This is a genomic window from Pseudomonas sp. Z1-29 (assembly GCF_051131995.1).
Classification (GTDB): domain Bacteria; phylum Pseudomonadota; class Gammaproteobacteria; order Pseudomonadales; family Pseudomonadaceae; genus Aquipseudomonas.
Window position 1 is genome coordinate 344082 of sequence record NZ_CP071645.1, and the last position, 14303, is coordinate 358384.

11 protein-coding genes are annotated in these 14303 nt (G+C 61.4%); 7 read left to right on the forward strand and 4 right to left on the reverse strand.

The annotated features are described in order from the left end of the window. The first annotated feature begins 47 nt into the window (after positions 1-47). From J3P84_RS01660 to J3P84_RS01685, 6 genes are all read left to right on the forward strand, one after another. The gene (locus J3P84_RS01660) at positions 48-1412 is read left to right on the forward strand and encodes an aspartate aminotransferase family protein (RefSeq protein ID WP_434627249.1); all 1365 of its coding nucleotides are present in this window, start codon (positions 48-50) and stop codon (positions 1410-1412) included. A gap of 198 nt (positions 1413-1610) precedes the next feature. Next, a complete protein-coding gene (locus J3P84_RS01665) occupies positions 1611-2708 on the forward strand; it encodes a polyamine ABC transporter substrate-binding protein (protein WP_434631128.1) in 1098 nt (365 codons plus the stop codon). Positions 2709-2892: 184 nt separating this feature from the next. Beyond that, positions 2893-3990 (forward strand): polyamine ABC transporter substrate-binding protein, encoded by a 1098-nt coding sequence (locus tag J3P84_RS01670; protein WP_434627251.1) that lies wholly within the window; start codon positions 2893-2895, stop codon positions 3988-3990. Positions 3991-4061: 71 nt separating this feature from the next. Continuing rightward, positions 4062-5204 (forward strand): ABC transporter ATP-binding protein, encoded by a 1143-nt coding sequence (locus J3P84_RS01675; protein ID WP_014340741.1) that lies wholly within the window; start codon positions 4062-4064, stop codon positions 5202-5204. Continuing rightward, the gene (locus J3P84_RS01680) at positions 5201-6121 is read left to right on the forward strand and encodes an ABC transporter permease subunit (RefSeq protein WP_434571068.1); all 921 of its coding nucleotides are present in this window, start codon (positions 5201-5203) and stop codon (positions 6119-6121) included. Before J3P84_RS01675 ends, J3P84_RS01680 begins: the two co-directional genes overlap by 4 nt. Continuing rightward, positions 6118-7005, forward strand: coding sequence for an ABC transporter permease subunit (locus J3P84_RS01685; protein ID WP_305498066.1), 888 nt, complete (start codon positions 6118-6120; stop codon positions 7003-7005). Before J3P84_RS01680 ends, J3P84_RS01685 begins: the two co-directional genes overlap by 4 nt. 191 nt (positions 7006-7196) lie before the next feature. Here the strand turns inward: J3P84_RS01685 and J3P84_RS01690 are convergent, their stop codons facing one another. After that, on the reverse strand, positions 7197-7835 hold the full coding sequence (locus J3P84_RS01690; protein WP_434627254.1) for an HD domain-containing protein: 639 nt from the start codon (positions 7833-7835) through the stop codon (positions 7197-7199). Positions 7836-8021: 186 nt separating this feature from the next. Here J3P84_RS01690 and J3P84_RS01695 point away from each other — a divergent pair, with 186 nt between their 5' ends. Then, complete coding sequence (locus J3P84_RS01695) at positions 8022-8987, forward strand: GlxA family transcriptional regulator (RefSeq protein WP_434627256.1); 966 nt, start codon at positions 8022-8024, stop codon at positions 8985-8987. 2 nt (positions 8988-8989) lie between these two features. Here the strand turns inward: J3P84_RS01695 and J3P84_RS01700 are convergent, their stop codons facing one another. The 3 genes from J3P84_RS01700 to J3P84_RS01710 form a co-directional block, all read right to left on the reverse strand. After that, a complete protein-coding gene (locus J3P84_RS01700; RefSeq protein ID WP_014340738.1) occupies positions 8990-9331 on the reverse strand; it encodes a carboxymuconolactone decarboxylase family protein in 342 nt (113 codons plus the stop codon). Between the two features lie 89 nt (positions 9332-9420). Continuing rightward, positions 9421-11829 (reverse strand): penicillin acylase family protein, encoded by a 2409-nt coding sequence (locus tag J3P84_RS01705; protein ID WP_434627258.1) that lies wholly within the window; start codon positions 11827-11829, stop codon positions 9421-9423. A gap of 345 nt (positions 11830-12174) precedes the next feature. Then, complete coding sequence (locus J3P84_RS01710; protein ID WP_434627260.1) at positions 12175-14298, reverse strand: type III effector; 2124 nt, start codon at positions 14296-14298, stop codon at positions 12175-12177. Positions 14299-14303 lie beyond the last annotated feature (5 nt).

Sequence of the window (14303 nt, forward strand, 5' to 3'; positions counted from 1 at the left end):
GGGGCCGCCGAAAGCCCCGCCCCCAATGGAATAAAAGGAGAATCCGCATGACCCGCAACAACCCGCAAACCCGTGAATGGCAGGCCCTGAGCAGCGATCACCATCTGGCACCGTTCAGCGACTTCAAACAGCTCAAAGAGAAAGGCCCGCGCATCATCACCCACGCCAAGGGCGTGTACCTCTGGGACAGTGAAGGCAACAAGATCCTCGACGGCATGGCCGGCCTCTGGTGCGTGGCGGTCGGCTACGGCCGCGATGAGCTGGCGGACGCCGCCAGCCAACAGATGCGCGAGCTGCCGTACTACAACCTGTTCTTCCAAACCGCCCACCCGCCGGTGCTGGAACTGTCAAAGGCCATCGCCGACATCGCCCCGGAAGGCATGAACCACGTGTTCTTCACCGGCTCCGGCTCCGAAGGCAACGACACCATGCTGCGTATGGTCCGCCACTACTGGGCGATCAAAGGGCAGCCGAACAAGAAAGTCATCATCAGTCGCAAGAACGGTTATCACGGTTCGACCGTGGCTGGCGCGAGCCTGGGTGGCATGACCTACATGCATGAGCAGGGCGACCTGCCGATCCCGGGTATTGTCCACATCGCCCAACCCTACTGGTTTGGCGAAGGCGGCGACATGAGCCCCGAAGAGTTCGGCATCTGGGCCGCCAATCAGCTGGAAGAAAAGATCCTCGAGATCGGCGTCGACAACGTCGGTGCGTTCATTGCCGAGCCGATCCAGGGCGCCGGCGGCGTGATCGTGCCGCCGGACAGCTACTGGCCGCGCATGAAGGAAATCCTCGCCAAATACGACATCCTGTTCGTGGCCGACGAGGTCATCTGCGGTTTTGGCCGCACGGGTGAGTGGTTCGGTACCGATCATTACGGGTTGAAACCGCACATGATGACTATCGCCAAGGGCCTTACCTCGGGTTACATCCCCATGGGCGGCCTGATCGTGCGCGACGATGTGGTCGCGGTGCTCAACGAAGGCGGTGACTTCAACCACGGCTTCACCTACTCCGGACACCCGGTGGCCGCTGCGGTGGCCCTGGAAAATATCCGTATCCTGCGCGAAGAAAAGATCATCGAACGCGTCCACAGCGAAACGGCACCGTATTTGCAGCAGCGCCTGCGGGAACTGAACGACCATCCGCTGGTGGGTGAAGTGCGCGGCGTCGGTTTGCTGGGGGCGATCGAACTGGTCCAGGACAAGGCCACGCGCAAACGCTACGAAGGCAAGGGCGTGGGCATGATCTGCCGGCAGTTCTGCTTCGATAACGGGCTGATCATGCGCGCAGTGGGCGACACCATGATCATTGCGCCGCCGCTGGTGATCAGCAAGGCCGAGATCGACGAATTGGTGGCCAAGGCGCGGCAATGCCTGGACCTGACGCTCGGTGCGCTGCAAGGCTGAGTGCTAGGCTCTGTGCGAGGTGCCGACATGGGCCTCGCCCGGTGTGAATAAAGGCTGGGCTTGTGTTGAAAGCCTGCCCTGTAACTTGCCAGACTACCCCTGCTGTTCAAGTTGCCAGAGAGCCGGCTACTGAACCGTGGCCAAGAAGAATAACTGGAGCAATTTTTCATGAAGGCAATAGGCATGAAGACATTAGGTATGAAGATAGCTGGCAAGACCCTCCTCGCCATGTCCCTGGCGGGCGTGATGGCGGGCGCCGCCCAGGCGGACGACAAAGTGCTGCACGTCTACAACTGGTCGGACTACATTGCGCCGGACACGGTCGCCAAGTTCGAGAAGGAGACAGGGATCAAGGTCGTCTACGACGTCTTCGACAGCAACGAGACCCTGGAGGCCAAGCTGCTGGCGGGCAAATCCGGCTATGACGTCGTCGTGCCGTCGAACAACTTCCTCGCCAAGCAGATCAAGGCCGGTGTCTATCAGGAGCTGGACAAGTCCAAGCTGCCGAACTGGAAAAACCTCGACACCGACCTGCTCAAAGCCGTCGGCGATGCCAGCGACCAGGGCAACAAACACGCCTTCCCGTACATGTGGGGCACCATCGGCATCGGTTACAACCCGGAGAAGGTCAAGGCCGCATTGGGCGTCGACAAGATCGATTCCTGGGATACCCTGCTCAAGCCCGAGAACATCGCCAAGCTCAAGAGCTGCGGCGTGAGCTTCCTCGATTCGCCAACCGAAATGATCCCGGTGGCCCTGCATTACCTCGGCTACCCGACCGACAGCCAGGACAAGAAGCAACTGGCCGAGGCCGAAGCGTTGTTCCTCAAGCTGCGTCCATCGATCGGCTACTTCCACTCCTCCAAGTACATCTCGGACCTGGCCAACGGCAACATCTGCGTGGCCGTGGGTTACTCGGGTGATATCGAGCAATCCAAGAGCCGTGCTGCCGAGGCTGGCGGCAAGGTGAAAGTGGCCTACACCATTCCGAAGGAAGGTGCCGGTTCGTTCTACGACATGGTCGCCATTCCCAAGGATGCCAAAAACGTCGAAGGCGCCTACAAGTGGATGAACTTCATCATGCAGCCGGAAATCATGGCGGAGATCACCGACAACGTGCGCTTCCCTAACGGCAACAAGGCCGCCACCCCACTGGTGGACAAGGAAATTTCCGGTGACCCGAGCATTTATCCATCGGACGAAGTTAAGGCCAAGCTCTACGCGATTGCCGACCAGCCGGCCGCGACCCAGCGGATCCTGACCCGCAGCTGGACCAAGATCAAATCCGGTAAATAAGCCGGCTTGAAGCAATCTCCTGTTGTCGGCGTCGTCACGGCGGCGGCAACAGGCGCAATTAAATAACTAAAAGTTTTGCTGGATCGGTTTATCGAGGGTAAGTTGCGCGCCGGTTTTGTTGCAGGGCATTTCGTTGCCCGGTAACGGGGGCAACTTGGGCCCAACTATTTAAGAGGACCTCCACGTGCCTGTCTTTTCTTTGTTACGCAACGCTTTGCTGGTCGGTGCCGGCCTGACGCTCGCCGTCGGTGTCCAGGCCGCCTCCACCGTGCATATTTATAACTGGTCGGACTACATCGGCGAGACCACCCTGGCGGACTTCGAGAAAGCCACCGGGATCAAGCCGGTCTACGACGTGTTCGATTCCAACGAAACCCTGGAAGGCAAGTTGCTGGCCGGTCGTACCGGTTACGACGTGGTTGTGCCGTCCAACCACTTCCTGGGCAAGCAGATCAAGGCTGGTGCGTTCCAGAAACTCGACAAGGCGCAATTGCCCAACTACGCCAACCTCGACCCCGTGCTGCTCAAGCGCCTGGAGAAAAACGACCCGGGCAACCAATATGCCGTGCCTTACCTGTGGGGCACCAACGGCATCGGCTACAACGTCGAGAAGGTCAAGGCGGTATTGGGCGTCGAGAAAATCGACTCGTGGGCCATGCTGTTCGAACCGGAAAATATCAAGAAGCTCTCCAGCTGCGGCGTTTCGTTCCTCGACTCGGGCGACGAAATGATTCCTGCCATGCTCAACTACCTGGGCCTGGACCCCAACAGCCAGAACCCCGAAGACTACAAGAAGGCCGAGGCCCAGCTCCTCAAGATCCGGCCTTACGTCACCTACTTCAATTCCTCCAAGTACATCTCCGATCTGGCCAACGGCGAGATCTGCGTGGCCGCCGGTTTCTCCGGGGACATTTTCCAGGCCCGCGAACGTGCCAGCGAGGCCGGCAAGGGCGTCGATATCGCCTACGTGATTCCCAAGGAAGGCGGCAACCTCTGGTTCGACATGCTGGCGATCCCGCGCGACGCCAGCAACGCCAAGGAGGCCCATGCGTTCATCAACTACCTGCTCAAGCCTGAGGTCATCGCCCAGGTGAGCGACGTCGTCGGTTACGCCAACCCGAACCCGAAGGCTGGCGAACTGATGAGCCAGGACGTACGCACCGACGAAGCGGTCTACCCACCGCAAGCGGTCGTCGACAAGCTCTACGTCAATTCCGAGTTGCCGCCCAAGATCCAACGACTCATGACCCGCAGCTGGACCAAGGTCAAGTCGGGTAAATAGCGTCAAGCGCTCTAACTTTTCCAAGGTTCGCCCACCTGGGGCGAGCTGCAAATTTTGTGGGAGTTTCGTAAATGGCAGTTGCCTCCGGCGCCTATAAGAAAGCCCTCGAGGGCGACCAGACACCCAAGCAGGTGCTGGTCAAGATCGACCGGGTCACGAAGAAGTTCGACGAGACGATTGCCGTGGACGATGTGTCCCTGGAAATCAAGAAAGGCGAGATATTCGCCTTACTCGGCGGTTCGGGATCAGGCAAATCCACCTTGCTGCGCATGCTGGCAGGTTTCGAGCGGCCCACGGAGGGGCGGATCTTCCTCGATGGCGTGGATATCACCGACATGCCGCCCTACGAGCGGCCGATCAACATGATGTTCCAGTCCTACGCCTTGTTCCCCCACATGACGGTGGCGCAGAACATCGCCTTCGGCCTGCAACAGGACAAGATCCCGAAAGCCGAGGTCGATGCCCGCGTGGCCGAGATGCTCAAGCTCGTGCAGATGAGCCAGTACGCCAAGCGCAAGCCGCACCAGCTCTCCGGCGGCCAGCGCCAGCGCGTCGCCCTGGCCCGTTCCCTGGCCAAGCGTCCGAAGCTGCTGCTGCTCGACGAGCCGATGGGCGCCCTGGACAAGAAGCTGCGCTCGCAGATGCAGCTTGAGCTGGTGGAGATCATCGAACGGGTCGGCGTGACCTGTGTAATGGTGACCCATGACCAGGAAGAGGCCATGACCATGGCCGAGCGCATCGCGATCATGCACCTGGGCTGGATTGCCCAGATCGGCAGCCCGATCGACATCTACGAAACCCCGACCAGCCGCCTGGTCTGCGAATTCATCGGCAACGTCAACATCTTCGAGACCGAAGTGGTGGACGACGCCGAGGGCCACGCGGTGCTGACCTGCAAGGACCTTGATCGCAATATCTACGTCGGCCACGGCATCAGCACCTCGGTGCAGGACAAGTCCGTGACCTACGCCATTCGCCCGGAGAAGTTGCTGGTCACCTCCGAGCAGCCAACCTGCGAGCACAACTGGTCCAGCGGCAAGGTCCATGACATTGCCTACCTGGGCGGCCACTCGGTGTTCTACGTCGAATTGCCAAGCGGCAAGCTGGTGCAGTCATTCGTCGCCAACGCCGAGCGCCGCGGCCAGCGCCCGACCTGGGGCGACCAGGTGTTCGTCTGGTGGGAAGACGACAGCGGCGTGGTGCTTCGCTCATGAACATGCGCAAGCTCAAACGCCGACTCGCTCGAATAACGCCCGGTGGCCGTCAGCTGGTCATCGGGGTGCCCTTCATCTGGCTGTTCCTGTTCTTCATGCTGCCGTTCTTCATCGTCCTGAAGATCAGCTTCGCCGAAGCCGACGTGGCCATTCCGCCGTACACCGAGATCTACAGCTACGTTGACCAGAAGCTGCAAGTGCTGCTCAACCTCGCCAACTACGCGATGCTCAGCGAGGACGAACTGTACATCGCCGCCTATCTCGGCTCGCTGAAGATGGCCTTGATCAGCACCGTGCTGTGCCTGCTGATCGGCTACCCGATGGCCTACGGCATCGCCAACGCCCGCAAAGAGATGCAGACGGTGCTGGTATTGCTGATCATGATGCCGACCTGGACCGCGATCCTGATCCGCGTCTACGCGTGGATGGGCATCCTCAGCAACAACGGCCTGCTCAATGGCTTCCTGATGAGCATGGGCTGGATCAGCGAGCCCTTGCAGATCCTCAACACCAACCTGGCGGTCTATATCGGCGTGGTTTATTCCTACCTGCCGTTCATGATCCTGCCGCTGTACGCCAACCTGGTCAAACACGACCCGAGCCTGTTGGAAGCCGCGTCCGACCTGGGTTCGAGCACGTTCAACAGCTTCTGGAAAATCACCGTGCCGCTGTCCAAGAACGGCATCGTCGCAGGCTGCATGCTGGTGTTCATCCCGGTAGTGGGTGAGTTCGTGATCCCGGAACTGCTGGGCGGTCCGGAAACGCTGATGATCGGCAAGGTGCTGTGGCAGGAATTCTTCAATAACCGTGACTGGCCGGTGGCATCCGCCCTGGCGGTAGTGATGCTGGCGATCCTGATCGTGCCCATCATCCTGTTCAACCGCAGTCAGGCCAAGGAAATGGAGGGCAAGGAATGAAGCGCTTCAGTTTTTCAAGCCTGATGCTGGTGCTGGGTCTGTTGTTCATCTATGCGCCGATGCTGATCCTGGTGATCTTTTCGTTCAACGCCTCGAAACTGGTAACGGTGTGGGGCGGTTGGTCGGTCAAGTGGTACGTCGGTCTGCTGGACAACTCCCAACTGATGGGCTCGGTGGTGCGTTCGCTGGAGATCGCCTGCTACACCGCGATCGCCGCGGTGGCGCTGGGTACGCTGGCGGCCTTCGTGTTGACCCGCATCACCCACTTCAAGGGCCGCACGTTGTTCGGCGGCCTGGTCACCGCGCCGTTGGTGATGCCGGAAGTGATCACCGGCCTGTCGCTGTTGCTGCTGTTCGTGGCGATGGCGCAGATGATCGGCTGGCCACAGGAGCGTGGCATCGTCACGATCTGGATCGCCCATACGACGTTCTGCGCGGCCTATGTGGCGGTGGTGGTCTCGGCGCGCTTGCGTGAGCTGGATCTGTCCATCGAAGAGGCAGCCATGGACCTCGGTGCGCGGCCGTGGAAGGTGTTCTTTTTGATCACCATCCCGATGATCGCGCCATCGCTCGCGGCGGGCGCGATGATGTCGTTCGCTTTGTCCCTCGACGACCTGGTGCTGGCAAGCTTCGTCTCCGGTCCTGGCTCGACGACGTTGCCAATGGAAGTCTTCTCGGCGGTACGCCTGGGGGTCAAGCCGGAAATCAACGCGGTGGCGAGCCTGATCCTGCTGGCGGTGTCGCTGGTGACCTTCCTGGTCTGGTACTTCAGCCGCCGCGCCGAAGAAAACCGCAAGCGAGCGATCCAGCAAGCCATCGAGGAAAGCGCCGCCGATTCCTGGAAACAACCGCAGGTGCGCCGGCCCGAGACCACTTCGGCCTGATTGAGGAGCGGAACCATGTGGGAGCGAGCTTGCTCGCGATAGCGATATTACAGTCAGTGAAGAGGTTGACTGTCAGTCCGTCATCGCGAGCAAGCTCGCTCCCACAGGTTTTATGTTGTTCCTAACTTTGCGACCTGGCTCAGATCCCCTGTGGGAGCGAGCCTGCTCGCGAAGGCGATAGCACCTGCCGGCTACGAAACCCAGGGCGACGTGCGAATCACCTCGATGAAGTTCATCGGCTTGAACCCCGGTTCCTGATCCACCAGCACATCGGTCTTCACGTTGCCAAAAGTGGTCTGCGGACGATGCCGCAAGCCGTCGGCGAAGGCGCAGATGATGCACTCCTTGAAACCTTCTCCACGCGGGTGCGCATGCACCACGGCGTCGCGCTGTGCGGCGGGGAACGCGGCGTAGTCCATGCCGAGCACGTCCATTTCCACCCCGGCGGTCACCAGGGCGACGGTCGGGCGCAGGTGTTTCGGCACGCCTGGGGTGGTGTGCAGGGCAATCGACAGCCACACCTGTTCGATGTCGTCATCGCTCAGCCCGTAGGGTTTGAGAAATGCTGCGGCAGCGTTTGCCCCGTCCACCTCGAAACGCTCGTCATCACTGCGATAGCCTTCCACCAGGCCGAGGTCGTGGAACATCGCGCCGACGTACAGCAGCTGCGGATCGTAGGCCAATTGGCGGCGCTCGCCACTCAAGGCGCCGAACAGGAACACCCGGCGGGAATGGTGATAAAGCAGGTCTGATTCGATGTCGCGGATATATTCGGTGGTGGCCCGGGCGAGGGCGCTGTCGGGAATCCGGATGCCGGCGATGCTGTTCATGCTGCTCTCCTCTTTGACGATGCGCCGTGGCGGCGCTGAGAATTTCAGTCTGTTCGCCGGGGTACGACGCGGCAATCGCGCCATGGCTGCGATTACGGCCAATGAACTCGGGTTTCATGCCATCTGGCTTCTGCACGCCGGATTGGCTAGGGTTCGCTGGACAACCCGGACAGGTAAGCGCAGACCATGGAAAAAACCGTCGCCATCGTGGTATTCACAGGCGCCCAGTCTCTGGACATCAGCGGCCCCATGGATGTGTTCTGCGAAGCCAATCGCTTTCTCGCCCCGCATGATCACTATCGCTTGGAAGTGATCGGTATCGAGCCCGGCGCAATGTCCTGCTCCAACGGAATGTCCCTCAACCCGCACCGACATTTCAGCGAAGCGTCAGGTGCGTATGACCTGTTGCTGGTCGCGGGTGGTCCGCAGTTGCCATTCATGGAATTTGGCCCGGCGTTCAATGCCTGGTTGCGCGACGCCTGTGCCCGTGCGCGACGCTTCGGTTCGATTTGCAACGGCGCGTTCATGCTGGCTCGGGCCGGCTTGCTCGAAGGGCGGACTGTCACGACCCATTGGGGCGATGCATCGGCATTGACGCGGATGTGTCCCTCGACCCGGGTCGAAGCCGATCGGCTGTACGTGCAGGACGGCGCGCTCTACACCTCGGCGGGTGTCACGGCGGGGATTGATCTGTCGCTGTTCCTGCTGGCGCAGGACCATGGGCCGGACGTGGCGCTGAATGTCGCCAAGCGGCTGGTGGTGTTCACCCAGCGCTCGGGCGGGCAGTCGCAGTTCAGTCCGTTCCTCGTACCGCACGCCGAGCCTGCCTCCGCGGTGGCTCAGGTTCAGTCATACGTGATGGCCAACCTCAACGGTGACCTGGGCATTGCCGACCTCGCCAACGCCGCGAACATGAGCCAACGCAACTTCTCCAGGGTGTTCACCCGGGAAGCGAAGGTCACGCCGGCGGAGTTCGTCGAGCAGGCCCGGGTAGACGCGGCGCGGGTAATGCTGGAAAGCACCCGGGCGCCGCTCAAGACCGTGGCGTACCAATGCGGCTTTCGCGACGCCCAGCACATGCGCAGCGTGTTCAATCGCAGGCTGGGCGTGACACCGCAGCAGTTCAGGCTGAATTTTGCCGCGATGGTTTGAGTTCACTTCTTCAGCGCGTCATGGGCCTCCAGCGCCCGCAGCGAGTAAATGTAAGCCGCGCCGGCGTTCAGCGAGACCGCCGTCGCCAGGGTCGCGGCGATTTCCTCGCGAGTGGCGCCGGCCTTGATCGCGGCATCGGTGTGCACGCCGATGCAACCGTCACAGCGAGTGGTGATCGCCACGGCGATGGAAATCAGTTCGCGGGTCTTGGCATCGAGCACGTTGTTCTCGGCCGCCGCTTCATCCAAGGCCATGTAGGCCTTGACCATTTTCGGATTGCTTTTTCCCAGGGCGCCAAAGGCGCTCTTGATGGTGGGCAGCAGCTCGGACCAGTTATTGAACATTGCATGACTCCATTGAGGTAAACGGGGTTTGGGCCCCTGTAGTCTTGACCATCAATGGCGATCGAGCCTGCCGACGGTCGAGAAAGGATTCAGGGCTGCGCCCTGGCGGGCAACAGTTTCAAGGTGCCGCGGGTGTTGGCCGTGACTTCCTCCTCCGCCAGGTGCGCCTGGTGATACAGCCCTTCGATGTAGGCTTCGGCCTGGTCTTCATAATGCTTGTCGAACGGCACGCCGCTCTGGCCGACCGGATTGATGGTGACGCTGTGGGTCGGGTCGGCGAAGTCGATGATGCGTCGAGTGGAGGGGCCGTAGGTCACCGGCCAGGGCGCCGGGCCGATCCTGGCCGAGAGGTTGTTGGGTACTTCATGGGTACCGGGGGCGGCGAACGGGCCGACATTGAAGACCCGGTCCAGCGGTTTCTGTTGGCCCAACGGATGCCCGTGGGTCAGGGTGTGGGCCTTGCCCCATTGCCATTGGCTGGCGTCCTCGCCCAAGGTGGCTTTCAGGTGCACCAGGCTTTTGTTCCAGGTCTTGATCACCGTATCGGTACGGGTTTCGGTGCCTAATGTCGAGCGGTCGTCCCACCACGGCGAGTCTTTTGCGGCGGCCAGGCGTGGCAGCGCGGCGTCGATCACCCGGGTCGACAATGCCGTTTCGAAAAAGCCGTCGCCCAGTTCATCGCCCAGGGCGGCGTCGGCCAGCTCGAACAGGAACTGGTTGAACAGCGTGGCGTTGACGGAATCCAGCGGGTAGTCGCCCTTCCATCCAGCCAGTTGTTCAAGCCACTTGCGCTCCTGCGGGTCGCTGACCGCTTCGCGCAGTATCGGCAACAGCGGCGCAAGCAGGCGCGGGCCATAGGCGGTGGTCGTGCCCAGTTGCAGCTTCTGGGTGGTCTGGATATCCCATTTGGCCTGTTTCTCGCTCAACTGCCGATCCAGCTCCTGGCCCCGGTCGGCAAGGTTGTAGTAACCGGGAATCTCGATTCCGCTGGCCGGCACCGGCTGGAAATTTGCCGAGAGAACGTAACCCCTGGCCGGGTTCTCTTCCTGGGGATTGCTGGTGAAAGGCAGGAAGCCCGGTTTTTCCGCTTCAGCGCTACCGCCATTGAGAATGAAACCGGGCTTCACACCCTCCGGGCGCTTGGGCAACTGCGCCGCGGCCCACCAGCCGATATCACCCTTGGCGTTGGCCCAGACCACATTCAGGCCCGGCGCGTGGATCCTGGCCGACGCGCTGCGAGCCTTGGCGAGGGTGTCGGCGCGGTTGAGCTGGTAGAAGGCTTCGAGGATCGGGTTGCGGGTTTCCAGGAACCCCCACCACATGGCGATCGGCGTCTTGCCGGCATTGGCGCCGAGGGCATCGTTGACGATCGGGCCATGGGGCGACTGGCGCAGCACCAGGGTCACGGGTGCCTGGCCTTTGACGGCGATCTGCTGTTCGCTGCGGGTCATGTCCACCCATTGGTCGCGGTACCAGACCTGTTCGGGGTTGTCCGGGTTGGTCTTCTCGGCGATCAGGTCCAGGTCGTCGTTCTGGAACATGGTGATGCTCCAGCCGAAATCCTTGTTCATGCCCAGCGTCGCAAAGGGCACCAGCGCCTGGTATTGGCCGTAGAGCTCGAAATCCGGCGCCGACAAATGCGCCTCGTACCACACCGACGGCGCGGAAAAACGGATGTGCGGGTCACCCGCCAGCAAGGGCTTGCCGCTGTGCGTGCGGCTGCCGGAAACCGCCCAGGCGTTGCTGCCTTCGAACTGCGGCAGGCCATTTTCGGCCAGGGCCTGTTCGCTCAGGCGCGCCAGGGCGTTGAGGTCTTTCCAGTCATTGTTGGTCAAGGACGGACCGCTTGCGGGATCTTTTTGAAGGACGCCCTGAGGCTGCCAATCGAGGTCGAAGATATTCAGGTACTCGGCACCGAGTTTGTCACGCACGTAAGTCAACAGCGGTTCGGTGCGAAAGGCGGCGGCGAAGCTGTACGCCATGTAGCCGATGATGCTGGCGGTGTCTTCCGCGGTGAAGGGCCGCTTGGGAATGCCCAGCACATCGAACTCCAGCGGCCGCGTATGGGTTTGCTGGTAGGTATTGATACCGTCCAGGTAAGCCTGCGTCGCGATCCACGCCGGCGACTGGCGATCCTGCTCGGCGACATAACTGGCGGCGCGCTCGCGAATGCGCAGGCTGCGCATCAGCTTGTCAGTGTCGAGCAGCTTCGGCCCGAGGATCTCGGCCAGCTCGCCACGGGCGAGACGGCGCATCAATTCCATCTGGAACAGTCGGTCCTGGGCGTGGACATAACCGAGGGCGCGGTACAGGTCGGTTTCGTTCTCGGCGCGGATATGCGGCACCCCACGTTCGTCGTAGCGCACCGTCACCGAGCCTTGCAGGCCCTGCAACTGCACGGTGCCCTGGCGCGTGGGCTGCTTGCTGTAGAGGTAGCCGCCCGCGACGATGATGGCGGTGACAACCAGTGACAGGAAAGCGACGAGCAGGCGTTTCATGGTCAGTCCTTATGCGAGTGGCAGCGGTCCCGTTGGTCCCCTGTTTAACACGCGAGCGCTTCCCGACGCATCGTTCCTCGGAAGGATTTTTCCCAACCCGGGCGAATCCCCGTGGCGAGGGAGCTTGCTCCCGCTGGGCTGCGCAGCAGCCCCAGAAGCCAGGCACCATGGTAATTCAGTCATACCGCATTGGCCGGTTTACGACTGCTGCGCAGCCGAGCGGGAGCAAGCTCCCTCGCCACGGGGGGGCGGTCGGAGTGTGTCGCGAGGGCTGGCGCAGGAATTTCCTGCGGCCAGCGTGGAAGGAGGGATGCCGGGCCACCGAGCGATGGTCCGGCGGCTTTCTCAGCTAGGTCGAGGGGTGGGTGTTGGTTCGTTGGACGGTCCGCTCTGTGGCGGGGCTTCGCCGCGTTCTGCCAGCTCCATGTTGTCGCCAGCGGGCGCTTTTTTCCGATTCGTTACCAACCCCTTGGCAAAGTCGGAGGTGATGTTGAGCGCGGAGAGGCTGCCCTGCGGAACAATCTGGGTCAGCCCGCGGGTGACGTGATAGACGTTCTCCAGGTTGCGGGTCAAGCCTTCGGTCTGGGTGTGTGGCAGGGTATCCCGGTTAGGGTTGGTTACGTTCTGCCACGGTACCTGCGCCCGCTTGGCAAGGTCGTCAGTGCCGTCGCTCAGTGCCTTGTTCTCGAGCGGTGCCGCCACGCTGTTGGCAAAGAATGGGAGCAGCGTCAGGCCGGACGAGAAGAAGGTAGTGACGATCTGCTCCATTTTTTCTTTGACTTCAGGGTCTTCACCCACCGCGGCGGCATCCCCAACGCCGGTGCGCATGGCGATCCCTGGGCCCACCCCCACGATCCGGTTGGCCAAGTCACTGACATTGGCCATGCTGATCGGGTTGAGCTTGCCAGTCGCCTCGGCAAACGCCTTGGGCAGGAGTTCTTTCCACTCACGGTTTTCCTTCGTGACGCGGTAGGTGGGGATTTGCTCATCGCCATGGGTCTGGGCATATTTGGCAACCGCCTGCCCGCCCGCCATGAAGGTGCCGCCTACCGCAGAGGCGACACTGCGAGCTGCGATACCGGAGGCGTTGACGGACGTGAACTGATCTATCGTGTCCCTCACCGCATGAGCCGCGCCGAAGGCGAGGTAACCGGTGAAGTCGCCGCTCATGGTGCCAAAATTATTGGCGTTCTGTTTGAGTTTGAAATCGGCGCGCTTTTCGCTCTGTGTCGCGTCGATGGTCTCACGTTGGGCGTTGGCAACCCGGCGTCCGTTCACGGTGATGTCTTGCAGGGCCTTGGGGTATACCGCCAGCGGGTCGACCTTTTCCAGCCCCCGGCCGATCGTCTTGTCGACGACGACCTGGACAAACGGGCGCAGGCCATCGCTGATTACCTTGTGGGCGGTACCCAGGACGGTTGACGTCGCCGCCACATGTTTGCCGAAGGACTGGTCCGCCATCGCCTCGTCGATCGCCGCGGTGGCAGCGCCGAAGTGTCCGGCAGACGCGAGGCCTTGGGGGATTCCTGCGTCGGCAAATACAGCCAGGCCTGTCACGAAGCCGCTATGGGTCTTGAGTTCGGCCACGTAGTCCTGGCGTGCGACGTTCTTCAGTGCGGTGTCCAGCACCTCGTTTTTTTTCGTCGCCGCTGCCAGCTTGCTAGGTTTGTCGTCCTCCTTCTTCAGCAACCCGCCAAGCTCTTTGTTGACCTCACGCAACTGGCCTAACTCATCCCTCGCCTTGTCTCGGTCGGCCTGGGGAAGGCTCTCGTTGTTCGCCGCTAGTTGCGCGTGCTCGATCCGGCTTTCCATGAACGTGTTCAGCCACTGGGGCATGTCCTGCGTCATGGCTTGCGTGACGCCTTTGGCATAACCGCGAAAGGCTTCATGACTGCTGCGCAGCAGCTTGAGATCGCCTTCTCCCGGGGTTTGATCGATCACTTCCTGACACAGCGAATGATAGGCGCCGAGGGTATTACCAACGCGCTCGCAGTGCTTGTCCCAGACCGCTTTGAAACCTCCGCTCTCTTCCCTGTCGCCCTCGTTCTTGGCCAGGTACTCGTTGAAATCCTTGGCGAATGCTTCGGTTTCTTCCTGGCCTGACAGCATCGGGTGGGGCGTGCCGCCGAGTTCGGCGAGGTGCTTTTGCACGTCTTGATAGCTTGTCCCTGGCGCATAGCTCAATACCTTTGCTTCCAGTTTCATATGCTCACGGGCAAAGCCGATGGGGTCCCCCTCAGGATCTTTTTTACCGAGCCTGCCGATCATTCCTTGCAAGCGCTCCTGTTTGACCCTGAGCGTTTCCTGAGTCTTGTCGGACGCCTTTCCTTCGAAGTGATACGGCACAAGGGGGGTCGTGGACGGGCGAACCTGCTCGGAAAGGCTGGTTCTCACCGGCAGGATCCGATCGTCCTGCTGCGGGTGCAATGGCGCCGAACTTGAGGTTCCGCCTACTGATACTGCTGGCATGTCGT